Source organism: Actinomadura luteofluorescens, assembly GCF_013409365.1.
Lineage (GTDB): Bacteria > Actinomycetota > Actinomycetes > Streptosporangiales > Streptosporangiaceae > Spirillospora > Spirillospora luteofluorescens.
This window is the reverse complement of sequence record NZ_JACCBA010000001.1, coordinates 5,938,996-5,956,577: the sequence shown is the minus strand read 5'-3', so window position 1 is coordinate 5,956,577 and position 17,582 is coordinate 5,938,996. Positions and strand designations below refer to the sequence as shown.

Annotated in this window: 11 protein-coding genes; 5 read left to right on the top strand and 6 right to left on the bottom strand. The window is 74.5% G+C overall.

Annotation, left to right across the window (positions count from 1 at the left end; translation table 11 throughout):
- Positions 1-2: 2 nt before the first annotated feature.
- Complete coding sequence (locus BJY14_RS27690) at positions 3-1,139, top strand: DUF6114 domain-containing protein (protein WP_179846276.1); 1,137 nt, start codon at positions 3-5, stop codon at positions 1,137-1,139.
- Here BJY14_RS27690 and BJY14_RS27685 read toward each other — a convergent pair.
- Genes BJY14_RS27685 through BJY14_RS27675 form a run of 3 tightly spaced genes read right to left on the bottom strand, consistent with a single transcriptional unit; the run spans position 1,055 to position 6,163 of the window.
- A complete protein-coding gene (locus BJY14_RS27685) occupies positions 1,055-2,596 on the bottom strand; it encodes a serine/threonine-protein kinase (protein WP_179846275.1) in 1,542 nt (513 codons plus the stop codon). The two genes, BJY14_RS27690 and BJY14_RS27685, sit on opposite strands and share 85 nt — an antisense overlap.
- A 22-nt stretch (positions 2,597-2,618) precedes the next feature.
- Positions 2,619-4,319 (bottom strand): serine/threonine-protein kinase, encoded by a 1,701-nt coding sequence (locus BJY14_RS27680; RefSeq protein WP_179846274.1) that lies wholly within the window; start codon positions 4,317-4,319, stop codon positions 2,619-2,621.
- Positions 4,319-6,163: a serine/threonine-protein kinase gene (locus BJY14_RS27675; protein WP_179846273.1), complete on the bottom strand. Its 1,845-nt coding sequence runs from the start codon at positions 6,161-6,163 to the stop codon at positions 4,319-4,321. The genes BJY14_RS27680 and BJY14_RS27675 overlap by 1 nt, the downstream gene beginning before the upstream one ends.
- Positions 6,164-6,321: 158 nt before the next feature.
- Between BJY14_RS27675 and lysX the strand changes: the two genes are divergently transcribed.
- Complete coding sequence (gene lysX / locus BJY14_RS27670; RefSeq protein ID WP_179846272.1) at positions 6,322-9,621, top strand: bifunctional lysylphosphatidylglycerol synthetase/lysine--tRNA ligase LysX; 3,300 nt, start codon at positions 6,322-6,324, stop codon at positions 9,619-9,621.
- Here lysX and BJY14_RS27665 read toward each other — a convergent pair.
- Positions 9,618-10,103: a hypothetical protein gene (locus BJY14_RS27665; RefSeq protein ID WP_179846271.1), complete on the bottom strand. Its 486-nt coding sequence runs from the start codon at positions 10,101-10,103 to the stop codon at positions 9,618-9,620. The genes lysX and BJY14_RS27665 overlap by 4 nt on opposite strands.
- Positions 10,104-10,213: 110 nt before the next feature.
- On the opposite strand from BJY14_RS27665, the gene BJY14_RS27660 reads away from it, so the two are divergent.
- The 3 genes from BJY14_RS27660 to BJY14_RS27650 are packed head-to-tail and all read left to right on the top strand — an operon-like array spanning position 10,214 to position 12,293.
- Positions 10,214-10,492, top strand: a complete 279-nt coding sequence (locus BJY14_RS27660) for a type II toxin-antitoxin system RelE/ParE family toxin (RefSeq protein ID WP_179846270.1) — start codon at positions 10,214-10,216, stop codon at positions 10,490-10,492.
- On the top strand, positions 10,492-10,791 hold the full coding sequence (gene relB / locus BJY14_RS27655) for a type II toxin-antitoxin system RelB family anti-toxin (RefSeq protein ID WP_179846269.1): 300 nt from the start codon (positions 10,492-10,494) through the stop codon (positions 10,789-10,791). Before BJY14_RS27660 ends, relB begins: the two co-directional genes overlap by 1 nt.
- A gap of 14 nt (positions 10,792-10,805) precedes the next feature.
- Positions 10,806-12,293: an alpha/beta hydrolase gene (locus BJY14_RS27650; protein WP_179846268.1), complete on the top strand. Its 1,488-nt coding sequence runs from the start codon at positions 10,806-10,808 to the stop codon at positions 12,291-12,293.
- A gap of 12 nt (positions 12,294-12,305) precedes the next feature.
- Here BJY14_RS27650 and BJY14_RS27645 read toward each other — a convergent pair whose 3' ends face one another.
- Positions 12,306-13,394 carry a winged helix DNA-binding domain-containing protein gene (locus tag BJY14_RS27645; protein ID WP_179846267.1) on the bottom strand — a complete coding sequence of 363 codons (1,089 nt, stop codon included), beginning with the start codon at positions 13,392-13,394 and terminating at the stop codon, positions 12,306-12,308.
- 89 nt (positions 13,395-13,483) lie between these two features.
- Positions 13,484-17,530, bottom strand: coding sequence for a hypothetical protein (locus BJY14_RS27640; protein WP_179846266.1), 4,047 nt, complete (start codon positions 17,528-17,530; stop codon positions 13,484-13,486).
- Positions 17,531-17,582 lie beyond the last annotated feature (52 nt).

The window sequence follows — 17,582 nt, the reverse complement described above, 5'->3', positions numbered from 1 at the left end:
CCATGACCTTCACCGACCCATCCGCCTCCCGCGCGCCGCACGGGTTCCGCCGCTGGCGGCGGACACGCCCCTTCTGGGGAGGCGTGTTCGCCGTCCTCGGCGGCGTCGAACTGGTCGCGATCCCGCTGGCCCCGATGCCGCTCGTCGTCCACCAGGGCCTGGCCGGGGTGGCGAGCTGGCTCATCGGCGCGCTGCTCGTCACCGCGGGCGCGCTGATGTGGCTGCAACCCGCCCAACGCAGCTTCTACGGCATCCTCGCGGTCCTGCTGTCGCTGGCGTCGTTCCTCACGTCCAACTTCGGCGGGTTCCTCGTCGGGATGCTCCTGGGCCTGCTCGGCGGAGCGCTCGGCTTCGCCTGGTCGCCCGCACCCGACGGGCCCCGGCCGGACGCGGCGCCGCGGGACGGCCGCGGGGCGCACGCGGCGCCGCGCGGCGGGCGGCTCACGGCCCTGGCGATCCCCGCCCTCCTGGGGTTCCACCTGCTCGCCCCCACGCCCTCCCCGTCGCCGTCCGCCGCCTCGACGCCCGCGCCCCCGGCGACGCCGTCCGCGCAGCCCGGCACCGCCGCGGCGGCGGCACCCACCGCCACGCCCTCCGCCACGCCCACGCCCTCCGCCACGCCCTCCGCCACGCCCACACCCTCCGCCACGCCCTCCGCTACGCCCTCACCCAGCGTCACGCCCACGCCGACCGCGACGCCCACCCCGACGGCGACGCCCACCCCGGCCAAGGACGCGGGCACCGGGCCGCGCGTCTACACCGACGCCGGGACGCTGCGCGCCGACTCGCTGACGATGTCGGGGCTCAGCTACGACGGCGTCGCGTCCCTACCCTCGGCGGGCGGGACGGTGAAGGCGCTGAAGTTCAGCATGTCCAAGGCCGTCCTGAAGAACGTCGACCAGACGGCCGCGCACGGCGGCGCCACCGCGCGAACCCGGACCGACGGTCTCACGCTCACCGGCGACGTCGTCATGTACACGACGAAGATGTCGGCCAAGCTGCTGGGCATCCCGGTGACCTTCACCCCGGCGGCGCCGCCGGGGCTGACCCTGCCCTACATGGTGATGACGGACGTGGTCTCCGAGCAGCCCTCCGTCACCGCCGCCGGGGCGCAGATCAGCGGCCTCGCCGCCGGCTGACCGGGCGCGCCGCCCAGCGCGCCGCTCCCCACCTTGCCGCGCAGGATGAACGCGCCCAGCAGCACCGCCGCCACGACGAGGACGACCGCGACCGTGACGAACAGCACCGTCCTGCGGCGCTCCCGGCCACCGGCGGGCCGGTCGTGGACGGGCGGCGGCGGAGGCTGCTGCCAGTTCGCGTACTGCTGCGGCTGCTCCCAGGGCGGAGGCGTCTGCGGCGGAAGGCTCGGATGCGGCTGCCGCACGGACGGGTGCTGCACGGGCTGCACCGGCTGTACGGGCTGCACGGACGGGTGCTGGGACGGGGGCGGCGGCACCCACTCGCTCTCCAGCATCGTGCGCGGCTCCGGATCAGGCCGGGGAGGGGACGGCGCGGGGGCCGGCGTGAGACTCGGCGGAGGGCGGTGCGAGGCGCCGCGGTCCTGGAACCGTCCCGGGTCGCGGCGGGTCACCGGTTCGGGCTCGTCTCGGGCGCCGGGGTCGCTGCGGGCGCCCGTCCCCACGTCGCGGCGCGTGACCGGGTCGAGGTCCTCGGGGTCGAGGACGGTCCTCGAAGCGGTCTCGGGCAGGTAGCGGACGGACGGCTCGTCCGCCAGCGTCTCGTTCGGGAGCAGCGGCGCGGGAGGCCGCGGCGGGGACGGCTGCGGCATCGCCGCGACCTGCGTGAGCAGCGGCAGCGCCTGCACCGCCGTCATCCGGCCGACCGGCTCGCGCGCGAGCAGCCCCTCCAGCACCCGGCCGAGCGGCCCCGCGTTCCGCGCGGGCGGCACGGGCTCGGTCAGCGCGGCCTGCAGCGACGACATCGCGTCGGACCGCTCGTAGGGGGAACGGCCCTCCACGGCCGCGTACAGCGTCGCGCCGAGCGCCCAGAGGTCGGAGGCGGGGACGGCGCGCTCGCCCTGGACCCGCTCCGGCGCGATGTAGGCGGGCGACCCCATCACCAGGCCCGTCTGGGTGAGGGTCGAGTCGCCCTCCATCTGCGCGATGCCGAAGTCGGTGAGCACGGCCCGCCCCGCGTCGGTGACCAGCACGTTGCTCGGCTTGACGTCGCGGTGCAGGATGCCCTTCTGGTGGGCGTGCTGGAGCGCGCCGAGCATCTGCAGCCCGATGTCGGCGACGCGGCGGTGCTCCAGCGTGCCGCGCTCGATGATGTCCTGCAGCGACGGGGCGAGGACCAGCTCCATCACGATCCAGGGCCGGTCCGACTCCTCGACGACGTCGTGGACCGTCACCACCCCGGAGTGGTTCAGCCGCGCCGACGCGCGGGCCTCGCGGAACGTCCGCTCGTACAGGACGGCGCGCTCGGCCTCGCTCAGCCCGGGCGGAAGCACGACCTCCTTCACCGCGACCTCGCGGTCCAGCATGATGTCGACGGCCCGCCACACGGTGCCCATGCCGCCTCGGCCGACCACTGAGTCGAGCCGGTAGCGGTTACCGAGCAGACGTGCCTGTGCCATCTCTAGAAGGTCCCCCCACTGGTCATCCCACCCCGGAGGGCTGGAACGTGTCGAGCACATTGTTCACGAGTGTCATGTTCTCGATCCAGTGGGAGGTGGGTACCGCCACCACGACGGCGTAGGGCTGACCGTTCACCATCACGCCACGGTCCTTCGCGCGCGTGCCGCCCGAGCGGGACCAGGTGAACTCGATGTCGGCCGCGGGGTGCCCGGCGACGGTCGTGCGGGTGATCTGTCCGATGCGCTGGAAGTCCTTGAGCTTGCCGTCGGCGATCGCCTCCCGCTCCCAGGTGACCCAGTGCTCGTAGGGGTCGCCGGTCCACACCGTCCGGTCGACCTGCACGTAGGCGCTGGACGCGGGGTCGGTCCAGACGACGCTGTTGCCCTGCACCGAGCGCCGCCATCCGCGCGGGACCGCGATCGTGTAGCCGGGCCCGCGCGCGGGGACGAGCCCCGCGGGGATCTGCGGCTCGCTCGAACTCGGCCGGGGCGCGGGGTCGTCCGACGGCGTCGTCGGCTTCGTCTGCCCCGTCGGTGTCGTGTGCCCGGCGGCCTGCGGCGGCTGCGACGTCTTCGGACCGCCGCCCGAGGAGCCCTCCGGCCAGAGGGCGAACCCGGCGACCGCCAGGACCGCCACCGCCACGACGACGCCGGCGAGGACCGGCAGGACCGGGGACTTCTTCCGCGAAGACGCCGGCGTGTGCCCCTGCGTCCACTGCGTGCCCATTCCGGGCGGGTAGTGCTCCGTCGACTCGGGCGGGACGGGCACCTGGACGGAGGCCTGCGTGTACGCGGACGACTGCGCCGCGGAGGCCGACCCGCCGGACGGGAGCGTCGCGGTCCAGGTGGCCCCGGCGGCCGCGGCCGCGGCCTCGTTCGCGGCGATCTGCGCTGCGGCCGCGTCCGCGGCGTGCCCGGAGGCGACCGCCCTGAGCGCCGCCTCGGCCCGGTCCCCGGTCATCCGCCGCACCGGGTCGCGCTCCAGCAGCCCGGTGAGGACGGGCGCCAGCGGACCCGCGTTCTTCGGCGGCGGGACGTCCTGCGTCATCACGGCGGCGAGGACCGCCATCGCGTCGCTGCGGTGGTGCGGCGCCCTGCCCTCCGACGCCGCGTACAGGGTGGCGCCGAGCGCCCACAGGTCGGACGCGGGGATCGCCGGGTCGCCGTTCACCCGCTCCGGCGACATGTACGCGGGCGACCCCATGATCAGCCCGGTGCCGGTGAGGGTGGCGTCGCCCGCCACCTGCGCGATGCCGAAGTCGGTGAGCACGGCCCGGTCGTCGCCGGTGACCAGCACGTTCGCCGGCTTGACGTCGCGGTGCAGGACGCCGATCGCGTGCGCCGCCCGCAGCGCGCCCGCGATCTGCGCGCCGATGGTCGCGACCCGGCCGGGCGGCAGCGGGCCGTCCTCCTCCACGACCTCCTGCAGGGAGCGGGCGCGCACCAGCTCCATGACGATCCACGGCCGGCCGTCCTCGTCCACGACGTCGTGTACGGTCACGACGCCCGGATGGTTCAGCCTGGCCGAGGCGCGGGCCTCGCGCAGCGTCCGGCGGTGCCGGTTCTCGCGCTCCTCGTCGCTCAGGCCGGCGGGCAGCACGACCTCCTTGACCGCGACCTCGCGGTCGAGGGTCTCGTCGGTGGCGCGCCACACGGTGCCCATGCCCCCGCGCCCGACGACCGATTCGAGCCGGTACCGACCGGCCAGCAGCCGCCCGTCCATCAGGCGTCCGCGGGCTTGAAGGACCGGTAGACAGGCTGGAGCTCGGAGTACGTCTCGTCCCAGTCGCCGGCGGGGGCCCGCAGCAGGATCGCGTAGCCGTGCCCCTTCGTCACGAACCCGCGGTTGAGGATGTGCACCCGGCCTCCGTCGCCGTCGTAGGTGAACTCCCAGTCCGCTGACTTGTCGCCGTTCCCGGTGTCGGGCACCGGCGGGTGGTCCCCGGTCGCCGCGATCTTGAGCTTCTCGTAGCCGGGCCAGCCGGAGCCGCCCCGCTCCTGCCGCCGCCAGTCGTCGATGGCGCTCGGGCCGGGGTCATCGGTCTGGTCGATCTGGATGTAGGTCTTGCGGCCGGGCGCGTAGAAGAAGTCGCCGCCGTTCTTGCGCTCGGGCCCCTTCCACTCCTCCGGGACCTGGACGGAGTAGCCGCTGCGGTCCTTGTGCGTCCTGAACCCGGCGGGGACGGCCGGGCTCGGTGCCTTGGAGTTGACCGGGGAGGACGAGGACGCCTTTCCCGTGGCCGGCGGCGTCGACGCGCTCTTCTTCGCGCCCTTCCCGTCGTCGCCGTCGCCGCCGCTGCTGGCCAGCGCGATCCCCGCGACGACCAGGATGACCAGCAGCACCACCCCCGCGATGATCAGCACGTTGCGGTTGGAGGCGAGCGCGGGACGCCCGGCGGACGGGTGGTGGGTGGTCGGCGGGAAGTGGGTGTCGGGTCCGGGCTCGGGCCCCCCGCTCGGAACCGTGACCCGCCCGGCGGGCTGGGTGCCGGGGCCGGGCCGCCACGAGCGGACCCGGTCGGGGTCGGGCGCGGTCTCCGCGGGGTTCGCGGACTCGCGCGCGCTCGGCTTCCCCATCGGGAGGTCGAAGCTGGTCAGCTGGTCGGGGCGGGCTCCCGCGTCCGCTGGGCGCGGCGCCTCCTCGGGGGCCTCCGGCATGGTCGTCTGCGTGCCCGGGGACTCCTCCACCGGGTACTCGACGGCCATCGTCCGCTGGGTGTCGACGGTCTCCTGCCGGACGATCTCGTCCAGCATCCGGCCGGCCTCGATCGCGTCCATCCGCTGGTCGGGGTTCTTGCGCAGCAGGCCCTCGATGACCGGGACGAGCCGGCCGCCCTTCTCCGGCGGGTCGGGCTCGTCGGAGATCACCGCGACCAGCGCGGCCATCGGCTCGGGACGCTCGAACGGCGACTTGCCGTGCAGCATCGCGTAGAGGGTGACGCCCAGCGACCACAGGTCGGAGGCCGGCCCGGCGACGCGGCCGCGGGCCCGCTCCGGCGCGATGTAGGCGGGCGAGCCCATGACGAGCCCGGTCTGGGTGAGGGTGGCGTCGCCCGAGGCGGTCGCGATGCCGAAGTCGGTGAGCACGGCGCGCTCGCCCATCCGCCCCGTGCCGGTGATCAGCACGTTGCTCGGCTTGACGTCGCGGTGCAGCACCCCGGCCTCGTGGGCGGCGTGCAGCGCGGCGAGCATCTGCCGGGCGATCTCCGCGGCGCGGCGGGCCTCCATCGGCCCCTCCGCCTTGATCACCTGGTCCAGGGAGCGCGCCCTGATGAGCTCCATGATGATCCAGGGGCGGTCGTCCTCCTCGACGACGTCGTAGACGGCGACGACGCCGGGGTGGCTGAGCCGGGCCGCGGTGCGGGCCTCACGGAACGTGCGCTTGTGGTGCACGGCGCGTTCCTCATCGGTGAGACCATGCGGGAGGATGACCTCCTTCACCGCAACGTCACGACCGAGGACCTCATCGTGCGCCTGCCAGACCGTCCCCATACCGCCTCGGCCGACCTGGGTCACCAGGCGGTAGCGGCGGGCGAGCAACCGCTCACCGGTGGGTTCATTTGGCATATCCGCGACCATATCGACTTTTGCTGACAACCTTGGACTGAGAGTGCAAGCCACATCCCCCTACCCGTACGACGCCCGAGATCACCATGCGGTTCGCCGCCGGACGGGAACACGGGGGCAAGGGCGTGATCGACGTGCGACCCGGTAGAAAGGGGACCATGACCGAGCAGGGCCAGCAGCGCGGCCTGCGGGGCGAGTGGGGGCGGCTGATCCAGGCCGCGCCGACGATCTTCTTCTGGTACACCCGACTCTCCGGGATCCTGTCGCTGCTCGCATGGGTCTCCTATGGTCTCATCCTTGAGATAGCCGATATCTGGGCGTTGCGATGGATCGGTTATCTCGGCTGGTTCCCGAGCGTCCCGATCGGCCTGCTGTGGATCCTGTTGTCGATGGGCGTGCGGCGGCGCAAGAAGGCCGCGTGGCGGATCCTCGTCCTGATCTTCTGCCTCCCCACCGCGCTCGGCGTCACCGCCGTCCTGACGACGCTGTTCAACCCGGACAGGCCCACCCCCGTCGGCCTGATCGTCACCGCCGCCGTGTACCTGGCGGTGCTCGGCCTGCTGATCTCCGCGCGCGGCCAGTTCACCACCCTGCCCGACCGGGGCAACCGCCGCCTGGCCACCGTCGTGTTCACCAGCCTCCTGGTCGTGACCTGCGGGATCGGGACGTTCCTGGTCACCGTGACCGACCGCAACTCCCGCGGCGACTTCTGGACGCACCCGCTCTACGCGATCTCCCAGACCGTCCTCGGGCCGCGCGTCACCGGCAAGCCGATCGACGTGTCGGTGCCGTTCTGGGTGGACGTGATCCTGTGGGTGCTCGGCACCGGACTGCTGATCGCCACGTTCTGGGCGCTGTTCAGGCCGGGGCGGCGCGACCCCGTCCTCAGCCCCCCGGAGGAGCTCGCGGCGCGCGCGCTGCTCGCCGAGTACGGCGACCAGGACTCCCTCGGCTACTTCGCGCTGCGCCGCGACAAGGACGTCATCGTCGCGCCGAACGGTAAGGCGGCCATCGCCTACCGGGTGGAGGGTTCGGTCTCGCTGGCCAGCGGCGACCCGCTCGGCGACCCCGAGTCGTGGGACCAGGCGATCGAGGCGTGGCTCGGCGAGTGCCGCGCGCACGCCTGGATCCCCGGCGCCGTCAGCGTCGGGGAGCGCGCCGCCCGCATCTACAAGCGGCACGGCTTCGACGCGCTGGAACTCGGCGACGAGGCCGTCGTCGACCTCACCGACTTCAACCTGGACGGACGGGAGATGCGGCAGGTCCGCCAGGCCGTCCGGCGCGTCGAGCGGGCCGGGTACACCGTGCGGATCCGCCGCCACTCGCAGATCCCCGGCTGGGAGATGGCCAAGCTCATCCGCAGCGCCGACGCCTGGCGCGGCGAGGAGACCGAACGCGGGTTCTCCATGGCGCTCGGCCGGCTCGGCGACCCCACCGACGGGCGCTGCGTCATGGTCGAGGCGTTCGACGCGCACGGCGAGCTGCGCGGCCTCCTCAGCTTCGTCCCGTGGGGGCGGGCCGGGCTGTCGCTGGACCTGATGCGCCGCGACCGGCTCGCCGAGAACGGCCTCAACGAGTACATGGTCGCCAAGCTCGCCGAGAAGGCCGCCGCCGTCGGCGCCCAGCAGCTGTCGCTGAACTTCGCGATGCTGCGCTCGGCGTTCGAGCGCGGCTCCCAGATCGGCGCGGGCCCCGTCGCCCGGCTCTACTACCGGTTCCTGTCGTTCGCGTCGAAGTTCTGGCAGCTGGAGTCGCTTTACCTGTCGAACGCCAAGTACATGCCCGAGTGGCGTCCCCGCTTCATCTGCTACGAGCACGGGCGGCACCTCGTCCGGCTGGGCCTCGCCTACGCCCGCGCCGAGGGGTTCCTGCCGAGCCTGAACCGCCCCAAGCTGGACCGGGCCGCCGCGATGGTCCCCTCCGACGACCTCGTCGACAGGATCAAGGAGATCGAGGAGGCCGCGGAGGCGGCCCGCGCCCCGCAGCGCCGGCTGTCGGAGCAGGAGCGGGTCCGGCACGCCAAGCTCGACCAGATCCGCGCCGCCGGGATGGAGCCGTACGCGCTCGGCTGCGAGCGCACCGACGTCGCCTCCGGCATCCGGGAGCGGCACGCCGGCCTCGCCCCCGACACCCGCACCGGCGACACCGTCGCGATCGCGGGGCGCGTCGTCCTCGCCCGCGAGCACGGCCGGCTGATCTTCGTCACGCTGCGGGACGAGACCGGCGACCTCCAGATCATGCTGACCGCCGACGCCCTCGGCGAGGACTCGCTGCGCCGCTGGAAGTCGCTCCTCGACCTCGGCGACCAGGTCGGTGTCCGGGGCGAGGTCGTGACGTCCCGGCGCGGGGAGCTGTCGGTCCTCGCGTCCTCGTGGACGCTCGCCTCCAAGTGCCTGCGCCCCTTGCCGAACAAGAGTTCCGGGCTGTCGGACCCGGAGGCCCGCGTCCGGCAGCGGTACGTCGACTTCATCGTCAACGACGACTCCCGCCGGATGCTGCGGATGCGCGGCGACGCCGTCGCCGCCGTCCGGGACGGCCTGCGCGCCCGCGGCTACCTGGAGGTCGAGACGCCGATGCTCCAGCCGGTGCACGGCGGCGCCACCGCCCGCCCGTTCACCACCCGCATCAACGCCTACAACATGCAGCTCTACCTGCGGATCGCGCCCGAGCTGTACCTCAAGCGCCTCCTCGTCGGCGGCGCCGGCCGCGTCTTCGAGCTGAACCGCAGCTTCCGCAACGAGGGCGTCTCACCGCGGCACAACCCCGAGTTCACGATGCTGGAGGCCTACGAGCCCTACGGCGACTACGACACGATGGCCGAGCTGACCCGCTCCCTCGTCGTGGACGCGGCCCGCGCCGCCCTCGGCACCACGGTCGTCGTCCGGGACGGCGTCGAGTACGACCTCGCCGAGCCGTGGCAGGAGATCACCGTCTACGAGTCGGTGTCCAAGGCGCTCGGCGAGGAGATCACCCCCGGCACCTCACCCGAACGGGTCCACGCCTTCGCCGAGCGGGCGGGGCTGAACGCCGACCCGCAGTGGGGGCAGGGCAAGGTCGTCCAGGAGCTGTTCGAGGCGCTCGTCGAGGAGAAGCTGGCGGCGCCGACGTTCGTCCGGGACTACCCGGCCGAGACGTCCCCGCTGACCCGCCCCCACCGCGACGACGCGCGGCTGGCCGAGAAGTGGGACCTCATCATCTTCGGCCTCGAACTCGGCACCGCCTACTCCGAGCTGATCGACCCGATCCTCCAGCGGCAGCGGCTGACCGAGCAGTCGCTGCAGGCCGCGGGCGGCGACCCGGAGGCCATGGAGCTCGACGAGGACTTCCTGCGCGCCCTGGAGTACGCGATGCCGCCCGCCGGGGGCATGGGCATGGGCATCGACCGGCTGCTGATCACGCTGACCGGCCGCAGCATCCGCGAGACGATCCCGTTCCCGCTGGTGCGCCCCGGATCCTAGAGGCTCCGCGGAGCGGGCCGGAAACCCTGCCCCGCGAGCCACGCCCGCGCCGCTCCGCGCCGGGCGTCCTCCCCCTCGGGCAGGACGCCCGGCGGGACCGGCAGCCCGTCCGCCTCACCGGCCGGGAGCACGTCCCCGCGCTCGGGATCGAGCACCTGGCACCCGTCCTGCATCGCCGCGGCCACCGCCCCGAGGTCGACGGGAAGCGGAACCAGCCCGGTCGGCGCCCGCACCCCGAGCGCGGCGGCGACCTCGTCCGCGAGCTCGGCGTCGCCGGGCAGAGCGCGCCCGTTCAGCTCGTCCAGGCACGCGAGGGCGAGGGACCGCACGTCACGTCCCTGCTCCAGGGCGGCGACGAGCACGTCCCCGGCGTACTGGAGCACGGGACCAAGCGGACGCCCCTGGAGCAGGTCGGCGTCCCCGAACCCCCGGTGCGCGGCCGCCCGCAACCGCGCCAGCGCCTCCTCGCCCCATTCCGTCACGAACACATTTGTACAGACATCCTCTGACACCCGCGCTGGCTCCTTGCCCCTACGGCCTGGACTTTGTGAACGGCAACCCCATAACATCGAAGACATATAACTTGGATGGTATGTTCGAGATCGAGATGGAACCCGAGGTCGTCACATGGCTGGACACTCTGAGCTTCGTTCAGTACCAGCGCGTCATGCGGAACGTGGACGACCACCTTGTGGACCGAGGCGAGCTCCTCGACGGCGACCACACCAGGGCGTTACGAGAGGGCGTTCGTGAGTTGCGTCTCCACTTGGAGGACACCGCGTGGCGAATCACCTACTGGCTACCGTCGGCTCGCGGACGCGAGTCGTCCCACTTGGCACCTGCAGGGCACGTCTACGAAAGGAGCGAGTGATGGCCGGGCACAGCGGGTGGCGGGCCTACCGCGCGAAGCGGCTGCGGGAAGGAGCCACGGCCCATCCCGAGTACGAGCAGGCGGGGCTCGACCTCCGTCTCGGTGACATGGTGCGCGAACGCCGCATTGAACTCGGGCTCACTCAGGCGGTCGTCGCCGAGCGCGCCGGCATCACCCAGCCTGCGCTGTCGCGGCTCGAAGGAGGTGGCGGAATCCCCACCCTGGCGATGCTGGACCGCATCGCCAGGGCCATGCACACCACCTTCACGATCACCGTGGGAGAGGACGCCGCGGCCTGACTCCCCTGCGGATCGTGGCGTTGGTGGTGGGGGTTCTTTGTGCCGTCGTCGGGGGTGTGGGGGTGCTCGCGGCGGACGCGGGGCTTCGGCGGCGGGCCTCGGTGGTGGACGGGGTGCCGGTCGAGATCGTGCGGGGCTCCGGGGCGTCCGGGCAGGTGCCGGGTGTCGTGGTGGCGCACGGACTCGGGGCGAGCGGGCGGCTGATGCGCGGGTTCGCGGACACGCTGGCGCGGCGCGGGTACGCGGTGGCGCTGGTCGATCTCGCGGGGCACGGAGCCAACACGCGGCGGCTGCCCGGAAACGGGGACGGGCCCGCCGCCGACGCGCGGCTCGACCGTGATCTGGACGTCGCCGTCACGCACCTGCGGGCCGTGCCGTGGGTGGACGGCGAGCGCATCGGGCTCGTCGGGCACTCGCTGGGGGCCGCCGCGGTCATCCGGTACGGCGCGGCGCATCCGTCGATCGGGGCGACGGTCGCCATCTCGCAGGGGGTCATGGCAGTGCCGGCGGCCGTCCGGAACGTACTGCTGGTCGCCGGTGGGCTGGAGTTTCCCGCGTATCGCGACGGCGCCGTCCAGGCGCTGCGGAACGTCTACCCGGAGGGGCGGCCAGAGGCGACGTACGGTGACCCGCGGGACGGGACGGCGCGGCGGGCCGTCATCGTCGCGGGCGTCGAGCATGTCGGCGTGCTGTTCAGCGCGCGCACCCATCGCGAGACCGGCGCCTGGCTCGACGCGGCGTTCGGGCGTCGCTCGGCGCCCGTCCCGGACGTGCGGGTCGTCCAGCGGGCGGGGTCGGCGCTGCTGCTGCACCTGGCGGCCGTGCTGACCTTCGGGGCGATCGCCTCGGCGCTGCTCGGACGCCCCTCGGACGTCCGGGCGCGCCGCCGCGTCCCGGTGAGGCTCGCGCTGGTGGCGGCGGCGTTCGCGGCCGGGGTCGCGGTGCCCGTGATGGGGTTCTTCCATCTGCCGCTCGCGGTGGCGGGTCCGCTCGCCGGGTTCTTCGGCGTCGCCGGCGTGGTGGCGCTCGTCTGCGCGAGGGACGCCGGTTTCCTCGGCGAACGGCCCAGGGCGCGGACGGTGGCGGCTGCGGCCGTCCTGGTCGTATGGACCGTGGTGTCGTTCGCCGTCCCTGCCCAGCTGGGGTGGGCGCACGCGGTGCCGGTCGGCCCGCGGATGTGGGCGCTCGTCCCGATCACCGTGGGCGCCGCCCTCTACTGCCTCGGGGTCGAGGCGCTGTGCGCCGGGCATGAGCGGACGACCGCGATCGGCGTGCACGCCTGGGCGGCGATGGCCGCGCTGGCCGCGCTCCTCGCCGCGGCCCTCGTCGGGGCCGTCTCGTCGTTCGTGCTGCTGGTGTCGCCGCTGATCGCCGGTCTCCTGGTGTGGCAGGGCGTCCAGGCCGCGGCGCTGCGCGCGGTCCGCGCCCCGGCGTGGGTGACCGCGCTCGTCGGCGGCGTGCTGCTGGCCTGGCCGCTCGCGGTCACCATGCCGATCGTCTGACGTCCGGCGGGCTCACCGCGTGAAGCGCAGGACGTGGTCGGCGCCGTCGGCCGCGAACGCCAGGAGGCGGGCCGCCTCCTGGCGGACGGGCTCCTCGTCGGCGAGCGGCGCGAGCAGTTCCACGGTCAGCTCGGCGCGACCCGCCTTCCGGTCGTGCTTGAGCGTCCACACGCCGTGGACCCGGCCGTCGACGAGAAGGGACGGCTTGGTGAGCGCCCCCACGCACACCGCCTTGCGCTGCTCGTCCGTCATGATGCGGCTCCGGTCGGCGTAGGCGAGGATCAGGTTGTCGAAGGCCGGGAGGAAGCGGACGGGCGCGGGGACGCCGGCGTCCGGGAGCGGCATGCCGGGAAGGTCGAAGAGCTCGACGCCGTCCTCGTCCCGGTAGGTCTGGAGGGACGGGCGGAGCTCCTCGAAGGCGGCGTCCATACGGCGCATTCCGGACCACATCTGGAAGTCCTTGACGGAGGCCGGGCCGAACGCCGCCAGGTAGCGGCGGATCAGGCGGTCCGGCGACTCCTTGGAGAGCGGGCGCCCGATCCACTCCTCCGCCAGGGCGAACGGCGTCGCGCCGCCGGTGTTCCACGTCCCGCTGGGCGGCGGATGGACGACGGAGACCAGCGCCTGCGCCGACCAGCCGAGCGCCAGCGGGTCGCGGTCGGGCCAGCGCTCGGCGAGGGCGCGGCCGAGCTGCGGGCGGGTGAGGGTCCGTCCCGCCAGGAGCCTGCGCGCCTCGGTGGCGAGCTCGTCCAGGTCCCAGCCCCGGGTGGCGCTGCCGAAGGCCGCCTGGCGCCCGCGCAGGAGGCTCTCCTCGACGAGGGGACGCATCCACAGGTAGTCGGCGGCGGACGCCATGTGCTGCGTCCCCCGCAGGATCGAGCTGCGCACCGCGGACCGGTCGTAGAGGAGCCCCGTGAGGTCGTCGCGGCGAAAGCCCTCCAGCCGCGTCCAGAGCCCGATGTACGGCATGTTCGTCTCCTGCGCCTGGATGGCGACGAGCCGTTCGACCGCGTCCAGGACGGGCATGCGCGAGCGCTCCAGAAGCAGCTGCCGCTCCAGCGCCGCCCGGTTCAACGTCCGGCGATCCAGTGTCCGCGTCATGCCTCCACACTAACAGAACGGAATGCTCTATTCCACACTTGTGTCACGCGCGCTCCCGCACGACCTTTCGCCGGTCGGCCCGGTGAGCGCTACCGGGTGCCCTCCCGGTACGCCTCCACCGCGTACCGCAGCCGGGCCCCGACGAGCAGCGCCTCGTCCTCCGGACACCCGAGGAGCCGCGTGACCAGCTCGACGATCTGGTCGTCGGTGAGATCCGGCTCAAGCTCGGCGACATGCCCGACGATCTCGACCAGCTCGGGCCGCTTGTAGGACGCGATCGACCGCCCCCGCCGCACCTTCGCCTGCCCACCCGAACCCTCCGGGCGCCGCGAACGCTCCTGCCGGGCCTCCGCCTGCGGCGGGGACTCGGTTTGCGAGCGCGGCTGCGGTTGCTGGGGGCGCTGCCGGGGTTCCACCTGCGCGGCATCCTCCGCCTGCGCGCGAGACGGTACCTGTTGCCCAGGCTGCGCCTGCGGCGCAGGACCCGTCCGTGCAAGGCCCTCCGCCTGCGGGCGCGGCTGCGATTGTTGCGGACGCTCCTGCCGGGGGCCCGCCTGCGCAGCATCCGCCGACTGCGGGCGAGCTGGTACCTGGTGGCGGGGCGGCGCCTGCGGCGCGGGGCCCGTCCGCGCCGGGCCCTCCGCCTGTGTATGCGGCTGCGGTTGCTGGGGGCGCTGCCGGGGGCCCGCCTGCGTGGGATCGTCCGACTGCGGGCGGGACGGTACCTGGTGCCCAGGCTGCGCCTGCGGCGCGGGAGCCGTTCGCGCCGGGTTCTCTGCCTGCGGGTGCGGCTGCTGTGGGGGTTTTGGCAGGGGGCCTGGTTTGCCCCAGATTGCTGGGATGTCTGAGTGGCTGGGAGGCTGAGCGTGCTCGGGCTCTGGGACGCGTGGGTTGGGGCCTGTGGGCTGCGTGCCCGCTTCCTTGGTGGGGTCGTCTCGCCTCATGGCGTCCAGCCGCCGGGGTGGAATGCCTGCCGCGCGGCCGCCGGGGCGGGGTTGCGCCTCGCCCTGCGCTTCCCGTCGTGCCGCGTCCAGGCGGCGCGGGGGGATGCCCTGCCCGGACGCGCCCGCGCCGGGGCGCGCAGGCGGGCGAGCCCGTACGTCCTGCTGCGTCACATCGGGCCGCCGCGCGTCCTGGCGCGGTTCCTTCGGACGTTCCAGCGGGCGCGGGTCTCGGGGTCTCGTTTCCGCTTCCTTGCGCGGCGGCGGGCCCGGGGCCGGAGTCTGCGGGCGCGGGGGCTCGTGCGGCTTGGGCCTCGGCGGCTGGATCGGGATGTCCCGCTGGGTCACGTCCGGCCGCTCCGGCCGGGTGCGGGGGGCGGTGAGGGCGGTGAAGAGCGGGGTGGTGGGGGTGATGACTTCGTGCAGGCCGGACGGGAGGCGAGGGTTCGGCGGCGGGCCCTCGGGGGGTGGGAGGTCGGGGCCGGACGGGCCGACGAGGATGGTGCGGGGCGCGTGCCACAGGACGAAGAGGGCCTCGGCGCCGGCCTCGTGCTCGCCGTCGACGATGACGACGTCGAAGCCGTCGGGGGCGGGTGGGAGGACGTCCGGGACGCGCCACAGGGGCAGGATCCAGGCGGGCACGATGTCGGGTCCGGAGCGGGCGCGGGCGGCCGCGGCGGCGCGGGCGGAGGTGAGGTCGGCGCGGGCCTCGCGCAGGGCGCCCTCGGCCTCGGCGAGGGCGTCGCGCAGGCGGTCCGCGGCGGCGGGGCCGGTGGCGGCGGCGCGGCGGCGGGCCCACGTCCAGGCGTCGTCCCAGCGGCGGGTGCGGGCGTGCCAGACCTCGTCGCCGTCCGTGGCGATCATGAGGTTGGCGAGGTCGGGGTGGACGGCGCGGACGCGGGCGACCAGTTCCTCGCAGCGGATCTGCCGGGAGCGCTCGTGCCGGGCCTCGGCGAGGGCGCCGAGGGCGCGGCCGTAGGCGGCGGCGTCGCGGGCGTCGACGGCGGCGAGCGCGGCGCGCAGCTCGGGGGGATCGTCGCCGTCGGCGGGGCCGATCGAGTCGCGGAGGGCGTCCAGGTCGGCGGTGGCGCGGCTCACGCCGAGCCCTTCCAGGGCGTTGCGCAGGGCGGCGGCGTAGTCGTGCCACTGGATCGGATGGGCGAGCGGGACGCGGAAGCCGGAGCGTTCGAGGAGCCGCCGCGTCGAGTCCAGCGCGGTCATCGCGTCGCGGACGCGGGCGAGCCGGGCGTGCGCGCGGACGAAGCGGGCGACGCGCTCGCCGGGCGGCAGGTCGGCGGGGAAGGAGATGCCGGCCGCCTCCCACACGTACTGCAGCTCCCGGCAGGTGATCCGCACCATGAGGTCGGTGTTGACGATGTCGAGCAGCTCCGGCGTCGTCGGCGCCGCACCGTCCACCTTCACGGTGGCGAGGAGGGGTTCGGCCTGGCGCTGGGCCCCGGAGCGCAGCGGGCCGCGCTTGAGGGCGCCGCCGTCCGCCAGGTAGGCGCGCAGGTCCTGGGCGGCGGCGGCGAGGCCGCGCAGGTCGGCGTCGGAGGGCAGCTCGACGCGGTGGCCGCTCAGCTCGCCTAGGGCGTGCTCGGCCCACTGCGCGCGGGACGTCATCTCCACGACGCGGGCCCAGATGAGGGGGCGGCGCTCGGCGAGGGCGTCGCCGAGGGCGCGGACGGCGAGGTCGGAGGGGTTCCAGCCGCCCGGGTGGCCCTCCAGCCCGAGGTCGCGGAGCGCGGCGCCGACGACGGAGGCGTCCCCGTCGAGGCGGGCGAGGAGGGTGACGTCGCTGTCGCGAAGGAGTTGCGACAGCTCGGTCCTGGACCGTTCGGCGCGCTCGGCGGCGGCGCTCTCCGCCTCGATCAGGGTGCGGACGTAGGCGGCGCTCGGCAGCGCGCCCGGGTCGACGTCGCGCTGCTCGGTGCGGGCCTTGCGGGCGGCGGTCTCCTCCGCGAGGAGGACGACCAGTTCGGCGGCCTCGGACCGGGAGATCGGCGGGCCCGGCGGAAGGTCGGGCCGGACCGGCATCCACGACAGCTCGGGCTCCTCGCCGCGCAGGTCCTGCGGGGGCTCCGGGGGCCCGCCGCCGCGCAGCCGCTCGGTGATCTCGGCGACCCGCAGGGCGGCGGCCTCCTCGCGCTCGGCGAGGGCGTCGAGGCCGGGGTCTCCCGCGGCGCGGACCGCCTCGGCGACGCGGGCCGCCATGGCCGCGTCGGTGGCGGTGAGGGCGGCGAGGCCGGGCGGGAGCGCGCCGCGCAGCGCGGCGGACGCGGCCGGGCCGGACGTGGCGACGAGCACCCGGCGGCCCCGCGCCAGCAGCCCGGCCATCAGGTCGGGGACGGTCTCCGGCGCCCGCTCCGGTATGTGCATGACCTGCGGTTTCAGCTCGGGTGAGACGAACCGCGCGACACCCTCGGGGACGCCGCGCGGCAGCAGGCTCAGCAGCCTGGCGTGGTGGTCGGCGACGGCCTCGCGGCGCGCCGGGCGGACGACCAGCGCGGGCGCGAGCCGCAGGCGCGGGACGGGTGAGGCGGCGTCGGCGTCGGGCGTCCAGTCCTCGCGGTAGTCGGCGGGGCTCGTCAGCGCGACCTGGCACCACTTGCGCAGGACGTCCCCGACGGAGGCGTTGAGGCCGAAGCCCTGCCCGGCCTGGACGGCGTCGGCGATCCAGTCCGCGGGCCGGAAGCCGGGGTGGCCGGACAGCAGTTCCCGGTCGCGCAGGGTCGTGTGCCCGGCGAGGACGACGTCGACGCGCTCGGTGCGCTCGTCCAGGACGATCCGGACGGGCGTGCTCAGCAGGTGGTCGTGGACGGCGGGCCGCCACGACAGCAGGCCCGTCGCGAGGACAGCCTCCTCGCCGGACAGGTCGCGCAGGATGCGGTACCAGTTGCGCAGGGCGAGCCAGCCGTCGAACTCCTCCAGCACGACCGGCGGCGTCAGCGGGATGACCGGGACGCTGAACAGCACCTCGCCGGGCCCGGCGTCGGCCTCCACGTAGACGTCGCCGGGCAGTCCGGCCAGCCAGTGGACGTGGTCGTGGTCGGCGAGGTCGCGCGAGGGGCGCCACCGGGACCGCGCCAGGTCGCGCAGGTACCCGAGCAGTCGCGCCGCGTGGTCTGCCTCCCGCGCGGCGGCTTCGTCCAGGGCGCGGTCCGGCCGGCCGGGACCCGGAGCCTCGTCAGGCACCGCGGCTCCTCCCCACGGGAATGGTGGTGCCCCGATTCAACACCCCCGGGCG

Coding starts and splice junctions, on each gene's coding strand:
- BJY14_RS27660 (WP_179846270.1), top strand. CDS start 10,214: ATGTTCGAGATCGAGATGGAACCCGAGGTCGTCACATGGCTGGACACT.
- lysX (WP_179846272.1), top strand. CDS start 6,322: ATGACCGAGCAGGGCCAGCAGCGCGGCCTGCGGGGCGAGTGGGGGCGG.
- BJY14_RS27645 (WP_179846267.1), bottom strand. CDS start 13,394: ATGACGCGGACACTGGATCGCCGGACGTTGAACCGGGCGGCGCTGGAG.
- relB (WP_179846269.1), top strand. CDS start 10,492: ATGGCCGGGCACAGCGGGTGGCGGGCCTACCGCGCGAAGCGGCTGCGG.
- BJY14_RS27675 (WP_179846273.1), bottom strand. CDS start 6,163: ATGCCAAATGAACCCACCGGTGAGCGGTTGCTCGCCCGCCGCTACCGC.
- BJY14_RS27690 (WP_179846276.1), top strand. CDS start 3: ATGACCTTCACCGACCCATCCGCCTCCCGCGCGCCGCACGGGTTCCGC.
- BJY14_RS27680 (WP_179846274.1), bottom strand. CDS start 4,319: ATGGACGGGCGGCTGCTGGCCGGTCGGTACCGGCTCGAATCGGTCGTC.
- BJY14_RS27685 (WP_179846275.1), bottom strand. CDS start 2,596: ATGGCACAGGCACGTCTGCTCGGTAACCGCTACCGGCTCGACTCAGTG.